Source organism: Flavobacterium sp. DSP2-3-1 (genome assembly GCF_049896865.1).
Lineage (GTDB): Bacteria > Bacteroidota > Bacteroidia > Flavobacteriales > Flavobacteriaceae > Flavobacterium.
On the sequence record NZ_JAFCVD010000001.1, the window covers coordinates 400025 to 416319 of the forward strand.

The 16295-nt window shown below is 35.9% G+C and carries 13 protein-coding genes; 5 read left to right on the top strand and 8 right to left on the bottom strand.

Translation table 11 applies throughout. The annotated features are described in order from the left end of the window. The 5 genes from ACP7AT_RS01865 to ACP7AT_RS01885 all read right to left on the bottom strand — a co-directional run bounded on the left by ACP7AT_RS01865 (position 1) and on the right by ACP7AT_RS01885 (position 6926). Positions 1 to 3174 carry an efflux RND transporter permease subunit gene (locus ACP7AT_RS01865; RefSeq protein ID WP_426062663.1) on the bottom strand — a complete coding sequence of 1058 codons (3174 nt, stop codon included), beginning with the start codon at positions 3172 to 3174 and terminating at the stop codon, positions 1 to 3. Positions 3175 to 3251: 77 nt separating this feature from the next. After that, a complete protein-coding gene (locus ACP7AT_RS01870) occupies positions 3252 to 4313 on the bottom strand; it encodes an efflux RND transporter periplasmic adaptor subunit (protein WP_426062664.1) in 1062 nt (353 codons plus the stop codon). Positions 4314 to 4318: 5 nt separating this feature from the next. After that, positions 4319 to 5659 (bottom strand): TolC family protein, encoded by a 1341-nt coding sequence (locus ACP7AT_RS01875; protein ID WP_426062665.1) that lies wholly within the window; start codon positions 5657 to 5659, stop codon positions 4319 to 4321. Between the two features lie 2 nt (positions 5660 to 5661). Continuing rightward, on the bottom strand, positions 5662 to 6258 hold the full coding sequence (locus ACP7AT_RS01880; protein ID WP_426062666.1) for a TetR/AcrR family transcriptional regulator: 597 nt from the start codon (positions 6256 to 6258) through the stop codon (positions 5662 to 5664). Positions 6259 to 6404: 146 nt separating this feature from the next. Beyond that, the gene (locus ACP7AT_RS01885) at positions 6405 to 6926 is read right to left on the bottom strand and encodes a YceI family protein (protein ID WP_426062667.1); all 522 of its coding nucleotides are present in this window, start codon (positions 6924 to 6926) and stop codon (positions 6405 to 6407) included. 212 nt (positions 6927 to 7138) lie between these two features. On the opposite strand from ACP7AT_RS01885, the gene ACP7AT_RS01890 reads away from it, so the two are divergent. Together ACP7AT_RS01890 and ACP7AT_RS01895 are read left to right on the top strand one after the other, a co-directional pair. After that, positions 7139 to 8113, top strand: a complete 975-nt coding sequence (locus ACP7AT_RS01890; RefSeq protein WP_426062668.1) for a polyprenyl synthetase family protein — start codon at positions 7139 to 7141, stop codon at positions 8111 to 8113. A 139-nt stretch (positions 8114 to 8252) separates the two neighbouring features. Then, the gene (locus ACP7AT_RS01895) at positions 8253 to 8603 is read left to right on the top strand and encodes a hypothetical protein (protein WP_426062669.1); all 351 of its coding nucleotides are present in this window, start codon (positions 8253 to 8255) and stop codon (positions 8601 to 8603) included. Here ACP7AT_RS01895 and ACP7AT_RS01900 read toward each other — a convergent pair whose 3' ends face one another. Further along, entirely contained in the window at positions 8604 to 9935 is a 1332-nt protein-coding gene (locus ACP7AT_RS01900; RefSeq protein WP_426062670.1) for an alkaline phosphatase D family protein, read from the bottom strand. 9 nt (positions 9936 to 9944) lie between these two features. Further along, positions 9945 to 10487 (bottom strand): hypothetical protein, encoded by a 543-nt coding sequence (locus tag ACP7AT_RS01905; protein WP_426062671.1) that lies wholly within the window; start codon positions 10485 to 10487, stop codon positions 9945 to 9947. A 119-nt stretch (positions 10488 to 10606) separates the two neighbouring features. Here ACP7AT_RS01905 and ACP7AT_RS01910 point away from each other — a divergent pair, with 119 nt between their 5' ends. After that, positions 10607 to 13381 (top strand): 2-oxoglutarate dehydrogenase E1 component, encoded by a 2775-nt coding sequence (locus ACP7AT_RS01910; protein ID WP_426062672.1) that lies wholly within the window; start codon positions 10607 to 10609, stop codon positions 13379 to 13381. Positions 13382 to 13598: 217 nt separating this feature from the next. Then, the gene (gene odhB / locus ACP7AT_RS01915; RefSeq protein ID WP_426062673.1) at positions 13599 to 14837 is read left to right on the top strand and encodes a 2-oxoglutarate dehydrogenase complex dihydrolipoyllysine-residue succinyltransferase; all 1239 of its coding nucleotides are present in this window, start codon (positions 13599 to 13601) and stop codon (positions 14835 to 14837) included. Positions 14838 to 14893: 56 nt separating this feature from the next. On the opposite strand, the gene ACP7AT_RS01920 is transcribed toward odhB, so the two are convergent. Further along, positions 14894 to 15334, bottom strand: coding sequence for a retropepsin-like aspartic protease (locus tag ACP7AT_RS01920; RefSeq protein ID WP_426062674.1), 441 nt, complete (start codon positions 15332 to 15334; stop codon positions 14894 to 14896). Positions 15335 to 15483: 149 nt separating this feature from the next. On the opposite strand from ACP7AT_RS01920, the gene ACP7AT_RS01925 reads away from it, so the two are divergent. Next, positions 15484 to 16251, top strand: coding sequence for a TatD family hydrolase (locus tag ACP7AT_RS01925; protein WP_426062746.1), 768 nt, complete (start codon positions 15484 to 15486; stop codon positions 16249 to 16251). The last annotated feature ends 44 nt before the right edge of the window (positions 16252 to 16295 follow it).

Sequence of the window (16295 nt, forward strand, 5' to 3'; positions counted from 1 at the left end):
TTATACGGTATGTTTTGGATTAAAACCATCTTCGCTTAACTCGACGTGGTCATAATCAGCAACCATTTCAGCTTCGTAATCAACTTTTTCTCCTTTACCGAATTTAGCAATTAATTTCTCCATAATTTCATAAATTACAGGAACAATAATCAAGGTTAAAAATAGGGAAGAAATCAATCCTCCGATAATTACCCATGCCAATCCATTTTTCCATTCGGCACCGGCTCCACTTGCAAGTGCAATTGGCACCATACCAAATACCATCGCGATAGTGGTCATCAAAATTGGGCGAAGACGCGCGTGATTCGCCTGAATTAATGCGGTTCTTATAGTTTCACCCGCAGCTCTTCGCTGATTCGTGTAATCTACCAGCATAATTGCATTTTTACAAACCAGACCAATCAACATAATAACCCCAAGAATCGTAAATATATTCAACGTATTATTGGTCAAAGCCAAGGCTAATAAGGCTCCTATAAACGAAAGCGGAATAGCAAATAATACCACAAACGGGTGAACAAAACTGTCGTATAAGGAAACCATTACAAGGTAAACCAAGATAATAGCAGCCAATAAAGCAATTCCTAATGTTCCAAAACCTTCTGTTTCATTCTCTTTTTGTCCCCCCCAAATATAGTCTACACCAATTGGTTTCTTTAATTTATCAATTTTTTCTTCCCATTGTGATACTATCGTTCCAGAAGAGATACCAACATTTTGGCCTTTAACAGTTACAGATGCTGTTTTGTCTCTACGCTCTAATTGGCTTGGACCAGAACCTTCAGTTACCGTTGCAAATTGATTTAACTCGATTTGTTGACCAGAGTCGTTTATGAAGATCAAGTTGCTTACATCAGCAATACTTTTTCTATCGAAAGCATTATACTTAATATTGATGTCGTATTCGTATTCGCCCGCTCTAAAACGTCCGTCGGTATTTCCGCTAAAAGCCGTTTGCATGGTTATACCCACCGTTTGTAAACTTAAACCAAGTGCGGCCATTTTATCTCTGTCTACTTTTACGCTAACTTCAGGATTTCCGTCTTCTACCGACAATTCAATTTCTGTGGCTCCAGGAATGGTGCGCAATTCTTTTTCGACAGCAATAGCAAATTTCATAGCACTTTCTACATCTGGACCTGTTACAATAAGTCCTAAAGTAGCATCTTCAGCTGTTCCTAAAATACCTACGGGAACCGTTTTTACTTTTGCGCCAACTAGTAATTTTTCTAATTTACGTTTGGTTTTTGCAGCGTAAACATTTGCAGGTTCATCACGCTGGTCTAATTCAACCATTTTCACGTTAATTTCTGATTTATAAGCAGTTGATTGTGAAGCCCCCATACCACCACTAGTTTGACCCACAATAGTAAATTGACTGTGAACAAAATCTTCTTTGTCTAAAAAGGCCTCTGCTTTTTGCGTCATGAAGTTGGTTTGTTCTAAAGAAGCATCTTTTGGCATTTCGATTTGAACTAAAAACTCACCACTATCTGATGCTGCAAAGAACTCCCCACCAATAAATCCTGCTGGTACCAATGCAATTGAGCTGAAGAATAAAACTAAAACAATGGCAAGTGTTGTTTTGTAGTGATCCAAAGACCATGTCAGTAATCCAGAGATCCAATTGATGAAACGGGTTAAATAACTTTCAAAACCAAGAATGATTCTTCCAAAAAAGTTTTTACCTTCAATATGTTCTAATTTTCCGTATCTAGATGATAACCAAGGAATAATAGTAAACGAAGCAACTAATGACAATAAAGTGGATATAATTACCGTGACACAAAATTGCGTAATAATATTAGAAACCAGACCAGAACTCAATGCAATTGGTAAAAATACAACAACAATTACAAGCGTAATCGATACTACAGTTCCACCAATTTCGGCTGTACCATCATAAGCAGCTCGAACTTTGTTTTTGCCCATTTCCATGTGCCTGTAAATATTTTCAAGAACCACAATAGCATCATCCACAAGAATACCTACAACGAGTGACAATCCTAACAAACTCATTAAGTTCAAAGTATAACCCATTATGTAAATCCCAATAAAAGTGGCAATTAATGAAGCAGGGATAGATACCATTACAATCAAGGAGTTTCGAATACTATGTAAGAAAAACAGCATGACAAAAGCCACTAAAAGTACCGCGATAAGCAAATCGTGCACAACGGCATCTGCTGCTTCAAGGGTAAAAATGGTACTGTCTTTGGCAATTTCTAGTTTTAATTCGGAAGTTTTATATTCTCTTTCCAGTTTCGCAATGGTTTTCACCAATTCTTCACTTACAGCAACTGCGTTGGCATCAGATTGCTTTATAATTTGTAAAATAATTGCACTTTTCTGGTTCACACGAGCCACTTTCTCCGTAATTTTTTGCGTGTCTTGTACATCTGCAACATCGCCTAAACGAACTTGAATTCCACCTCTTGAGGACACAATTAAGTTTCTTAACTCCTCAACGGTTTTATATTTTCCAGCTAAGCGGATTAATATTTTTTGTTCCCGAGTTTGAATGTTCCCTGTTGGGAAATCCAAGTTAGAGGATAAAATGTTCTGTTGCACTTGAGGCACCGAAAGTCCGTAGGCTTGCATTTTTACTGCATCAAGATTGACTTGAATTTCTCGCTCTTGTCCGCCTGTGATATTAACTTGAGCTACTCCTTGCACACGAGAAAGTACCGGCGCAAGTTTCTTGTCTACTAAGTCGTAAAAAGCAACTTCGTCCATTTTTCCGTTGGCACCAATGGTCATAATTGGTAAATCGCTCAACGAAAACTTGTTTAATGAAGGCGCCTGAGCGTCATCTGGTAAGTCATTGATAATGGCATTTATTTTACGCTGCGCATCATTCATAGAAATATTTACATCAGCATTAGATGTCAATGTTATCGAAACCGAGGATAAACTTTCAAAAGACTTAGAATCAATTTTTTTGATGTTTTCCAATGATGAAATTGCGTCTTCAATTTTTTTGGTAACGGTATTTTCGACCTCACTAGGTGATGCTCCGGGATAAACCGTTGCAATCGAAATCACGTTGGTTTCGAATTTTGGAATCAATTCGTAGCCCAATTGGCTGTAACTGAACAGTCCTCCTAAAGTTAGTATCGTAAATAGTACGATGACTAATGAAGGACGTTTTATGGATATTTCTGCTAATTTCATATATTTAAATTTTTATATCTTGTAGCTTTATGCTTGAAGCGGTTTCTTTATGACTTTAAGGCTTTCGACTTTGAGACTTATTTTATAATATCCACTTTAGATCCGTCTTGAAGGTTGATTTGACCTGTGACAATTACAGTTTCGCCTTCTGAAAGACCGTTTAAAATTTCTACCTTTTCACCAAGAATTCTTCCGGCCGTAACCGTTTTCAGTTTGGCTGTTCCGTTTTCAATTACAAATATTTCATTGCTGCTCACACTTCCTAGAAAGGCATTTCTAGGAACAATCATCAACGATTGTTTTCCTTGATTAGCAGTAAATTCAGCGCTTCCGTACATTCCGGCTTTCAAATCATTTGAAGCATTATTAGCAATTTCGATTTCTACAGGAAAGTTCAAACTTGCGTCCGCTTTTGGAGCGATGAATGAGATTTTTCCGGAGAATGTTGCGTCTGGATAGACGCTCGCTTTCACAGAAATTGTAGTTCCTACTTTTAAACCTGCAACCTGATTTTCATTGACATTAACTTTCAGTTTTAATTTTGACACATTTACGATGTCAAACAATTGAGTTCCCGCACCAAGAACAGATCCCGGTTCAATGTATTTTTTGTTCACAATTCCGTTTATTGTCGCCTTGATATTAGTATCACCAATGTTTACTCTTGCTTGTTGCAATCTTGATTTTAAAGTTACTAAATTCAATTTGGCTTGGTCTAATTGTTGTTTCGTTACACCACCCGTTTTAAAAGCATTTTCAAAACGACTGTAATCGGTCAAAGCATTTTGATAAGAAGCTTGTGCTGTTTGCAAGTCAGCCGTAATTTGTTCGCTTCTTACAATTGCTAAAGTTTGACCAATGCGCACTTTGTCACCTTCATCAACTAAAACACGAACTACTCTTCCTGATTTCTCAGCAGAAAAACTTAATTCTTGTAATGGCGCGAAATTTCCATTGGCAGAGAAATCAAGTGAAACTTCTTCGGTTTTTACCGTGGCAACTTTAACAGAAATACTGGCATTTTTCTCTGCTACAATAGCAGTTTTAGCTTCGTTTTCTTTTTTGTTATTCATTAATACATATCCGATAACGCCTAAAGTGGCTACGATTGCTACAACGATTAGTATGTTTTTTTTCATTTTTTTTAGTTATTTATAAGTGATTTTAATTCTCCTTTTGATTTGATTAATTGTATTTCTGCCAGCTTGTAGTCTAATATGGCTGATGTGTAGTTGTTTTGCGCTTCAGTCAATGAGTTTTCAGCATCTAATAAATCAGTTAAAGAGGCCAATCCTTGAATGTAATTGTTTCTAGTATTGTCTAAAACTTCTTTGGCTAATTGCGCATTCTCTTTTTGATTGTTGATTGTCGTTAAACTGTTGTCAATTTGAGTTTTTGCATTGGCGAAAGCCAGGTCAAGGGATAATTTTGTATCGTTTAGATCTTCTTTTATGGATCGTAAATCGATATCAGCTTGTCTTACTTTGGCACGAGTACCAAATCCAGTAAAAATAGGCACTTTTAAATTCAAACCAATTGAGGAGAAATCTGACCAATATACGCCATCAGCCGGTTTTCCTCCGATAGGCATTACAGGACCCTGACCAATATAATTGTACCCGGCGCTCAATGATACTGTTGGATAATAACCAGCTTCAACAGCCTTTTTTTGATAAGTCAACAGTTGTTCTTGTTTTTTCAAAAGCAAATATTCTGTTCTGTTTGACGTATTTGGAACTTCTGACAATGATTGCGAGCTCACTTCAAATGCCGTATTAGGAATCACGATCTGAGTTTCTATTGGCATTCCCATGTAGAATTTCAATGTGTTTTCCTGAATTTGAACTGCATTCAATACTTGTTGGCGTTGCGTATTGATGTTTGAAATTTTAACTAAAATTCGATCCAAATCAATTTTTTTAGCTAATCCGTTGTCAAATTGCCCTTTGATTATGTTTCGTACTTTAGTAGTGTTTTTATATGTACTATCAATAACCGTTAGTTTTTGTCGTTGCACGTAAACCTGATAATAATTATTGGCCACGCGCTCAATTACCTGTTCTTCTGTTAACTGTTCGTTAATTTGGTAAAATTCTCTAGTAGATTTTGCTGCTTTCAAACCAATAAAAACCGATTGATCGAAAAGTGCTTGAGTCAAAGAAACACCAGCAGTTGAAATCCATTTTTGACCAAAATTAGCTTGGATAGTACTTCCTGGTTGACCAAAATTAGCTCCATCGATTACAGTTGTCTGTAAAACAGGATTGTATGTCAGATTACCGTTGGCTGAAATTTGTGGTAAAGCTCTGGAGCGTATTTCCTGAATTTGGTATTCGCTGTTCTCCACTTTCAGTTTTGCTTTTTTAGCATCGGCTTTATTCTCTAAAGCGTAATTGATAGCTTCTTTCAGCGTCAGCGATTTTGTATTTTGTGCATTGGCACCAAGCGCAAATGTCAAAATTATTAATAGAACTGTTTTTTTCATTATTAAGTAATTGGATTAAGTAAGTTTTTTTCTAATTCGGCAATTCCTTTTTCTGTAGCCATTGCTCGTGTGTGGTATTCAAGGGCTTCCATTTCTAATGCAAAAGCTTCTCGTTCGGAACGGGTGTTTTCGTTAATGCTAAAAATCAATGCATAATAAAGTTTGATGTAGGCTTCAATATTTAAGTCTTTTCTATACAAGCCCTGAGCAATTCCTTTTTCGATATTTTGCTTGAAACAACTTTCACATTCTTGAATTTGATACTCTAAAACCGTTTCGTAAACTTCCGGATAATGTTTCTTCAGTTGATAAATCGGAGAAGTATCAGTTGATTGAAACATATCGGCAAACATTTTCCTGATTTGGAAGTTTTCCTCGATGGCGTTGTAGTTTCTAGAAATAATGTCGGTGATAATTTCATGAACTTCTTTACGAAGCACTTGTGTGCTTTCTTGTATCAACAATTCTTTGTTAGCAAAATATTTATAAATTGTTTTTTTTGAAATACACATTTCACCAGCAATGTCATCCATAGTGATGCTCTTAAAACCCAGTTTCAAAAACATATCTTTTGCTTTATTTATAATTTTTTCTTTCATTTTTTGTAATCTGAAATAGTTTTATTCTGTTATAAATCAATTAATTAAAGTTTAAAATGGAGGGCAAATGTACAAAGGAAACTATTAGCACTGAAATAGTTTCCATTAATTTTGTAATTATTTAACATTCGACTACGGTTGAAGTTTTAAACGGTAAATTCTAAATTGGCAATCAGTTTAATGTCCTGACCCAGAGCTATTCCGCTAGTTTGATTGAATGAAATAAAGGTTAGCCCAAAATCTTTACGGTTAATTTTTCCGCTTATTTCAAATCCTGCCTTTTGATCCCCATTGTAAGCATTGATTCCAATAAATTCCGCATCGAGTTCCACTACTTTAGTAATGTTTTTGATAGTCAAATTTCCTTTTAAAAAATTGATGTTTTTATTTATTTTTTCAAAAGAAGTCGACTTGAAGCTGATTATTGGATATTCGTTGACATCAAATAAATCATTCATTTTTAAATGCGTGTCGATTTGTTCCAGTTTAATGTCTTTGTTGTTTACATCCAAAGAAAACTCAATTGATGCGTCTTCAATTTCATTATTTTCGATCTCTATATGCCCGCTAAATTTGTTGATGGTACCCGCTAAATAAGCAATTATAGAGTGTCTCATTTTAATTAGAACATCAGATTGATTGGAGTCAATTGTCCATTTGGTTTTCATAATTCTCGGGTGTATTATAAATTTAATCAATTCGTACAACCGCTTCAAAAATACTGTCAGTATTTGAGCGGTTAAATTCGACTGCAAATGTAAGATGGAAACTTTGAATACCAAAATAGTTTCCAACGTATTTTGATTTATTTAACATTTGATAATGAAACGGAGTTTGTAATGCAAATTGAATACTGTAAATTAGCCAAAAAATTTATTTTATGCATTCTATTTACCAGTATCAGGAGTTCCTTTCGGATTATTTGCAATCACAATATGAAACCAAAGAACCTAGAAATTTATATGAGCCTATACATTATATATTAGATCTTGGCGGAAAAAGGATGCGTCCGGTACTTACATTAATGAGTGCTGAGGTTTTTGATGCGGATTATAAAAAAGCATTACCAGCGGCTTTGGCTGTTGAGGTTTTTCATAATTTTTCGCTGGTACATGATGATATTATGGATGATGCGCCTTTACGAAGAGGACATGAAACGGTTCATGAAAAATGGAATTTGAATACTGGGATTTTATCGGGTGATGCAATGCTGATTTTAGCATACCAATATTTTGAACAATACGAACCAATTATTTTTAAAGATTTAGCCAAACTTTTCAGCAAAACGGCACTCGAAGTTTGTGAAGGTCAACAATTGGATGTTGATTTTGAAGAGCGTGATGATGTTACCATTCCGGAATACTTGAAAATGATTGAATGTAAAACGGCTGTTTTAGTAGCCGCGGCCATGAAAATGGGGGCAATTATTGCCGAGACCTCTGAAGAAAACGCCAATTTGATTTATGATTTCGGACTCAATTTAGGGTTGGCTTTTCAATTACAAGATGATTTTCTAGATGCTTTTGGGAATCCAGAAACCTTTGGAAAACAAGTAGGAGGAGATATCATCGAAAACAAAAAAACGTATTTATACCTTAAAGCAGTTGCTTTTTCAAATAGAGAGGAAGCACAGGAATTGAGAAGCTTGTTTTCAGTTCAGCCTGAAGATAATACCAATAAAATAGAGAGAGTGAAAGTTCTTTTTAATAGTTCGGGTGCGTCAAAGGCAACTCAGGATGCGATTCAGGATTTTACTTTAAAGGCTTTCCATACTTTAGATAAAATGAATATTGGTACCGATAAAAAAGAAATGCTAAAAGGTTTTGGTGAAAATTTAATGGGAAGGAAAGTGTAATTCAATTTCAATAACAATTTCAAAAATCAATAGTAATGTTGACTTTGAAAGTTGATATTTCAAATTAACAAAAAGTAAAATGTACCATAATAACAATATTGAAAATTGCAATTTATATTGCCATTGAAATTTTAAAGATATGTTTATAGTTCCAAAAAATACCGATTTACTGCTTACTGAAGCAGAAGGCGAAAACTTATATTTGAAATTAATTGAACAAATGAATAAGGATTTCAATTTGGCTAACGAAGCCATTGATTGTTCTCTAAAAAGCACACCTGACGAATTAAAGGCGCAGCTCCATGAAAAAATCTACCGACTCATTCAATACAAGTTTGCAGAATACCTTAATTTACTCTACATAATTGATGTTTCTGAAGAAGAAATAAAAAAACTGGACGGATCAGATTTAGTAGTTCTTGCCGAACACGTATCTTTTTTAATTCTAAAAAGAGAATGGCAAAAAGTGTGGTTTAGGAACAAGTATTAGTTACTGTAAGTCTTTTTTAAAGATTATTTTATTCCATAATTCAGTTCCTGCAGTATCAAAAATAGTTAATTTCATTTGGCGGTTTTCTTTAGAACCCAAGAATGAAATTGTACCAAAATTATGTTGCGCAATCAAGCTGCCTTTTGTTCTGTAAATGTTGTTTTCCTTTAAGATATTTTCAGATGCAACGCCAGAAGTTAACGGCGAAACAGTCCAGTCGTACAACGGATAGGTATTGTCTCGAGGAACTTCAGAAAATTCAGTGAAATGCCGGTCACCGCTTATAAACAGAATGCCTTTGATTTTATTATCAAGAATTTCTTTTAACAATCGTTCTTTCTCTTTAGGATAATTGCTGTAGTTTTCTTTTTCTGCTACTGAATTTAATACTTGTCCGCCAATCACAATTATTTTAAAACTGGCTTTGGAAAAGCTTAAGGCATTTATCAGCCATTCTAATTGTGTGTTTCCTAAAACCGTTCTTTCGCCGGTGATTCTGTTGTTTGGAGTTTTGAAAAACCGGTCATCCAATAAAAAGAATTGCGCATCACCCCAGCTAAAGGTCGAATAAATGCCTTCGTTTTGCGCTGAATTCATGCCGTAACTTTTATTTGCCCAGAAATCTTTAAACGCTTTTTGAGTCAGAAATTTGTTGTAAAAACTGCCATCGCTATCATCCGGACCAAAATCATGGTCGTCCCAAATGGCAAAATTCTGTGTTTTTGCCAGCAAAGGCTGTATTTCTTTTATTGACCTTGAATGAGTATAGCGATGATAAATCCCAGTTTTACTATCCCAATCCGGTTCTCTGAGATAAATGTTATCGCCACTCCATATCATAATTTCTGGATTTTTTTTGGCAATACTTTCAAAAATTCCATACTCACTTCCATAGGCTTTTCCCGGTCTGTCCAAAGGAGTTTCGTTAAAATAGGAACAACTCCCAATTGCTACTGTGAAATCAGGAGCATCTTCGCGCCATTCCCATAATTTTTTTGATGAAAAAGAAGTTTCGTATGGCAAGATGATTTTTTTGTCATTTATGATAACCTCATACTTATATTTTTTTCCGGGACTTAATTGATCTAAAATAATGTGATGCGTGAAGCCAACTTCTTTTGAAGACGAATAGACCTCGGAATAGAAAATTTTGCTAGGATTGTCAAGTGCGAAATAAGCTATTTTCACCGAAGCTTTTTTGTTGGTTTGAAGCCAAATCACCGCCTCCGTCATTTCGCAATACCCCACCATAGGGCCAGACTGCAATATATTGTTTTGAGCAAAACTGTAACTTACAAACAATATACAGAATAATTGAAAGGTTTTTTTCATAGCAGGTAATTAAAAATATATTCTGAAGAATGGCATAAAGGCACTGCCGTAAATATTATTTTTATCGTTCAAAACATTATAACGGGCGCCAATTGTCGCATTTCCGGATCGGTAACCGGCACCAATAAATAATCCGGTGTTCCAATAATCTTGTGAATTGCTATTGGATCCATCCAAATTTACATTGACTCTTAATTGTTCGAGTTCAGCCGAAAGTTGGATTTGATTTATTGGATTTAACAATCCGATCACACTTCCCCCATACAAATGTGAAGCGTAATAATCCTTTTGCTTTAAGTATTTATATTGCGCACCAACACCAAAAGCCACGTATTTATTGAAATTGTAAATAGCACTTGGCGCCAAAGAGATATCAGTATAACCGGAACCAAATCCTAAACCAATTCCGCCTCCAAATTGTACATTTCTCCAGAATTGATTTTCTGTTTCTGGTTGCAAATCATCTTGTTGTGCAAACACGCAGCATGAAAAAAAAACGGCAATTAGTGTCAAAAATGATTTGGATATATTCAAAAAGCAATTCTTTGTCATAAGTTTTAGTTTTTTAACAATATTCAATGTAAAAGTATCTTAAATTAAATTATAAATTTATTGTATTATCGTACTTTTGCCAAACTATTTTAACAAAAAAGGTATATTCACTAAATATTATGGATAGGTTTTCATTTTTAAACGCAGCACACACAGAATTTTTCGCACAGTTATACGATCAATATTTAGAGAATCCAGACAGCGTGGAGCCAAGTTGGAGAAGTTTTTTTCAAGGTTTTGACTTTGGGATGACAACTTACAATGAGGAAAACCCTGTGGAACAAATAGCAAATTTTGCCTCTAATAATACAGATGTAAGTTTGATCTCTGAAAAGCTTCAAAAAGAATTCAACGTATTGAAATTAATAGATGGATATCGCTCTCGCGGTCATTTGTTTACTAAAACAAATCCGGTTCGAGAAAGACGTGTATCATCACCAACGCTAGAAATCACAAATTTTGGACTGTCCTCCGCAGATTTGAACACCGTTTTTGATGCCGCAAAGGTGATAAATATTCAGCCTTGCACGCTTCAGGAAATCATAACGCATCTTGATACAATATACTGCCAGCACATCGGGGTGGAATATATGTATATCCGTAAACCGGAAGTAGTGGAGTGGATTCAGAAAAAGTTAGGTGTCAATGACAATCAGCCTAAATTTTCTTTGGATGAAAAAAAATCAATTCTGAATAAACTGAACCAAGCCGTTTCTTTTGAAAACTTCTTGCATACAAAATATGTAGGTCAAAAGCGTTTTTCTTTAGAAGGTGGAGAATCAATCATTCCGGCTTTAGATGCTTTGATAGAAAAAGCAGCAGAAAAAGGAGTGGAACAATTTGTAATGGGAATGGCACATCGTGGCCGACTAAATATTTTGGCCAATATTTTTGGCAAATCAACCCAAGACATATTTGGAGAGTTTGATGGTAAAGATTACGACCAGGAATATTTTGACGGAGACGTAAAATACCATTTAGGACTTACCGCTGATAAAGTTACTAGTACCGGTAAAAAAATTAATATCAATTTAGCGCCAAATCCTTCGCACCTAGAAACTGTAGGTGCAGTAATTGAAGGAATCACAAGAGCAAAACAAGACAAATATTTTCCTAACGATTTCTCAAAAGTATTGCCAATCGCCGTTCACGGAGATGCCGCGATTGCTGCTCAGGGAATTCTTTATGAAATAGTGCAAATGGCACAATTAGACGGTTATAAAACCGGAGGTACAATTCATATTGTAATCAACAATCAGGTAGGATTTACGACTAATTACCTTGATGGGCGTTCTTCTACGTATTGCACGGATGTTGCCAAAGTCACGCTTTCGCCGGTATTACACGTAAATGCGGATGATGCGGAAGCCGTAGTTCACGCAATGTCATTTGCATTGGATTACAGAATGGAATTTGGTCGCGATGTGTTTATCGATTTATTAGGATATAGAAAATACGGACATAACGAGGGTGATGAGCCTCGTTTCACCCAGCCTGTATTATATAAAATTATTGCAAAGCACAAAAATCCAAGAGACATTTATATGGAGAAATTACTTGCTGACGGAGTAATTGATTCCACTTTTGTAAAAGGATTGGAGCAAGAATACAAATCAAACTTGGAGATAAACTTAGAAGAATCCCGTAAAAAGGATTTAACTATCATCACACCGTTTATGAAAAATGAATGGAAAGGTTTTGAACAAGTCTCTGATGTGGAAATGCTGAAAAAAGTTGATACTACTTTCCCTGTGGCAGGACTTACTGAGGTAGCAAACGTAATTTGTAACTTACCTTCAGACAAAAAATTCATCAGCAAAATACAAAAACTGATCAACGACAGAAAAACAATGTTTTTCGAAACAAATAAGCTAGATTGGGCTATGGCCGAACATTTAGCGTATGGTTCACTTTTAAAAGAAGGATTTGATGTTCGTATTTCCGGACAAGATGTGGAGCGTGGGACATTTTCTCACCGTCACGCCGTTGTAAAAGTCGAAGATTCAGAAGAAGAAGTAACTTTACTAAGTAATTTAGAAGGAACAACTGGAAAATTCAATATCTACAATTCACTGTTATCTGAATACGGAGTTCTAGGATTTGATTATGGATATGCTTTGGCAAACCCAAATACATTAACCATTTGGGAAGCACAATTTGGAGATTTCAGTAATGGAGCCCAAATTATGATTGACCAATATATCTCTTGTGGAGAAGACAAATGGAATACCCAGAACGGAATCGTTTTACTATTGCCTCACGGTTATGAAGGACAAGGAGCAGAGCATTCTTCAGCCAGAATGGAGCGTTACTTGCAACTCTGCGCCAGACATAATATGTACGTTGCGGATTGTACAACGCCAGCCAATTTCTTTCACTTGTTGAGAAGACAAATGAAAACAACATTCCGTAAACCGCTTATTGTTTTTACACCAAAGAGTTTGTTGCGTGATTCAAGAGTGGTTTCTACCGTTGAAGAATTTGCAAACGGATCTTTCCAGGAAACATTCGATGACCAAACAGTGAATAAAGACGAGGTGAAAACATTAGTTTTCTGTACCGGTAAATTCTATTATGATATTACTGCCGAAAGAGAAAATCTTGGTAGAAATGATGTCGCGGTCGTTAGAATCGAACAATTATTCCCATTGCCGGTAGAACAATTAAAAGAGATTATTGCTAAATATCCAAACGCTGACGATTATGTTTGGGCACAAGAAGAGCCAAAAAACATGGGGGCGTACAGCTTTATGTTGATGAATTTCGATTTAGTAAAATGGAGATTGGCGTCACTAAAAGCATACGCGGCTCCGGCAGCAGGAAGTTACACAAGAGCAAAACGCCGTCAGGCCGATGCTTTGCGAATGGTTTTTGATAAAAATTTATTTAGATAGTCATTGCGAGGCGTTGCTAGCGACGTAGCAAAGCAATGTCACTAAAATAATTATTTTTACGAGCCGGGAACCTGCTTTACGTTGCAATCTTTTTATTTTTAAAAAAAAATAAAAAGGATTTTCACTGCAATCAGGGCTAAAAAACAGTTCATACAATAAACACAGGTTGTTCGAGAACAATTTAAAATTTAAAATTCATAATTTAAAATAATAGAACATGATTTTAGAAATGAAAGTCCCATCACCAGGGGAATCTATAAAGGAAGTTGAAATTGCAACTTGGTTGGTAAAAGACGGAGATTATGTAGAAAAAGACCAAGCAATTGCTGAAGTTGATTCTGATAAAGCAACTTTAGAATTGCCAGCAGAAGCCAGCGGAATCATTACTTTAAAAGCAGAAGAAGGCGACGCAGTAGCAGTTGGAGCAGTTGTGTGTCATATTGATACGGACGGAGCAAAACCAGCAGGAGATGCACCAGTTGCCGAAGCTACAAAAACAGTTGAAGCGCCAAAAGCTGAAGTTAAGGCAGAAGCGCCAAAAGCGGCTCCGGTAGCGGCAGCTCCAGCAGCGACTTATGCTTCAGGAACTCCATCTCCGGCAGCAAGAAAAATATTAGACGAGAAAAATATAGGGCCAGCTTCCATAACTGGAACTGGAAAAGACGGAAGAATCACTAAAGACGATGCCGTAAATGCTGTGCCTTCAATGGGAACTCCTACAGGTGGTTCTCGTGGATCGGAGCGTACTAAATTATCGATGTTGCGTCGTAAAGTGGCTGAGAGATTAGTTGCCGCTAAAAACGAAACGGCCATGTTGACTACTTTTAACGAAGTAAACATGACGCCAATCAACTTGATTCGTAATGAATACAAAGATGCATTCAAAGCTAAACACGGTGGAATTGGTTTAGGATACATGTCTTTCTTTACGAAAGCAGTAACCAGAGCGTTAAAATTATTCCCAGATGTAAACTCAATGATGGATGGTGATCATAAGATCGCTTTCGACTTTTGCGATATTTCAATTGCGGTTTCAGGACCAAAAGGATTAATGGTTCCTGTGGTTCGCAACGCGGAAAACTTAACGTTCCGTGGTGTTGAAGCAGATATTAAACGATTAGCGCTTAAAGCACGTGACGGACAAATCACAGTGGATGACATGACTGGTGGAACCTTTACAATTACTAACGGTGGTGTTTTTGGAAGTATGCTAAGTACGCCAATTATCAATCCTCCACAATCGGGAATTCTTGGAATGCACAATATTATTGAGCGTCCAATTGCCGTAAACGGAAAAGTGGAAATTCACCCAATGATGTTTGTGGCTTTGTCTTATGATCACAGAATTATTGATGGTCGTGAGTCAGTTGGATTCTTAGTTGCTGTGAAAGAAGCTTTAGAAAACCCAATGGAATTATTGTTAGACAACAATCCTAAAAAAGCGTTTGAATTGTAATTCTAAGGTTTTAGAATATAAAAGAATCCTGTTTAGTATGTTCTAAACAGGATTTTCTATTTTAGCAAATACAAATAATGGTTGTAATAATCGACAATCGCCTTCCCTTTCATCAAAATATCAGCGCCAATAATACCATTAACAGGTTTGGCTTTGTGTTGTGTTAGCGCTTCATTTACATGTGACAAATCAAAAATAACGAGTTCGAAATTAGAATCTTTCCAGGAACCAAGCCGCAATTGATTTTTCAAAGCCAGTTGCGTAAACATTCCGGTTGCTCCCGCACCAGCGGCTTTCGTCTTTGATTTTTTTGCGTCCAATAAAAATAAATCGACACTTTCAAATCCCACACAACTGTTTGAAGCTCCTGTATCCAGAATAAAATTTCCTGTTACACCATTTATTTTTGCTTTTATCAAAAGATGTTGCGTTTTAGTGATTTTAAATTTTACTTTTCTGTAGTTTTCTTTTTTGAGAATATCGTGGAGGTTTTTCATTTATGCTGAATTTATTTCAGTAATTTTTAACTGTTTACAAAGATACGCGGAGTTGCTTAAGGAATTGTACGAATCTTTTTAAAACCATTTTTTCGACAACATTTATTCATGTAATTTTGTACTCTTAAATTTTACACTTGAAAGCAACTATGACCATTACTGATACGCATACTCATTTATATTCAGAGGAATTTGATCAAGACCGAAACGAAATGATACAACGCGCCATTGATGCCGGTGTTTCGCGTTTTTTTATTCCCGCAATCGATTCTACCTGTACAGAATCCATGTATGAATTGGAGAAAAATCACCCAAATACTATTTTTTTAATGATGGGTTTACATCCAACGTATGTAAAAGATAATTATTTGGAAGAACTTCAACATGTAGAAAACGAATTGGCCAGAAGAAAATTTTACGCCGTAGGCGAAATTGGAATCGATTTGTATTGGGACAAAACCCATTTGCCACAGCAACGAATCGCTTTCAAAAGACAAATTCAGTTGGCGAAACAGTATAAATTACCCATTGTGATTCATTGCCGAGAAGCTTTCGACGAAATTTTTGAAATTTTAGAGGAAGAAAAATCACCTGAATTATTTGGTATTTTTCATTGTTTCTCTGGAACGTATGAGCAGGCATTACAAGCGATTTCATATAACATGAAGTTGGGCATTGGTGGTGTGGTGACTTTTAAAAACGGAAAAATCGACCAGTTCCTGAACCAAATTGAACTTAAACACATTGTTCTGGAAACAGATTCTCCCTACTTAGCGCCAGTCCCCTTCCGAGGTAAAAGGAATGAAAGTAGCTATATTTTAAACGTAGTAGAGAAGCTAGCCCAGATTTACAGCCTTTCGGCAAATGAAATTGCGGAGATAACCACGGAGAATTCGAAAGCTATTTTTGGGATTTAAATTTGGAATTCACCTTATTTTAATATTTTTTTTGTTCATTTGCC

What these genes read in the sequence shown, in the direction of transcription:
- ACP7AT_RS01865 (WP_426062663.1), bottom strand. Translation starts at nt 3,174, where the DNA reads ATGAAATTAGCAGAAATATCCATAAAACGTCCTTCATTAGTCATCGTA.
- ACP7AT_RS01870 (WP_426062664.1), bottom strand. Translation starts at nt 4,313, where the DNA reads ATGAAAAAAAACATACTAATCGTTGTAGCAATCGTAGCCACTTTAGGC.
- ACP7AT_RS01875 (WP_426062665.1), bottom strand. Translation starts at nt 5,659, where the DNA reads ATGAAAAAAACAGTTCTATTAATAATTTTGACATTTGCGCTTGGTGCC.
- ACP7AT_RS01880 (WP_426062666.1), bottom strand. Translation starts at nt 6,258, where the DNA reads ATGAAAGAAAAAATTATAAATAAAGCAAAAGATATGTTTTTGAAACTG.
- ACP7AT_RS01885 (WP_426062667.1), bottom strand. Translation starts at nt 6,926, where the DNA reads ATGAAAACCAAATGGACAATTGACTCCAATCAATCTGATGTTCTAATT.
- ACP7AT_RS01890 (WP_426062668.1), top strand. Translation starts at nt 7,139, where the DNA reads ATGCATTCTATTTACCAGTATCAGGAGTTCCTTTCGGATTATTTGCAA.
- ACP7AT_RS01895 (WP_426062669.1), top strand. Translation starts at nt 8,253, where the DNA reads ATGTTTATAGTTCCAAAAAATACCGATTTACTGCTTACTGAAGCAGAA.
- ACP7AT_RS01900 (WP_426062670.1), bottom strand. Translation starts at nt 9,935, where the DNA reads ATGAAAAAAACCTTTCAATTATTCTGTATATTGTTTGTAAGTTACAGT.
- ACP7AT_RS01905 (WP_426062671.1), bottom strand. Translation starts at nt 10,487, where the DNA reads ATGACAAAGAATTGCTTTTTGAATATATCCAAATCATTTTTGACACTA.
- ACP7AT_RS01910 (WP_426062672.1), top strand. Translation starts at nt 10,607, where the DNA reads ATGGATAGGTTTTCATTTTTAAACGCAGCACACACAGAATTTTTCGCA.
- odhB (WP_426062673.1), top strand. Translation starts at nt 13,599, where the DNA reads ATGATTTTAGAAATGAAAGTCCCATCACCAGGGGAATCTATAAAGGAA.
- ACP7AT_RS01920 (WP_426062674.1), bottom strand. Translation starts at nt 15,334, where the DNA reads ATGAAAAACCTCCACGATATTCTCAAAAAAGAAAACTACAGAAAAGTA.
- ACP7AT_RS01925 (WP_426062746.1), top strand. Translation starts at nt 15,484, where the DNA reads ATGACCATTACTGATACGCATACTCATTTATATTCAGAGGAATTTGAT.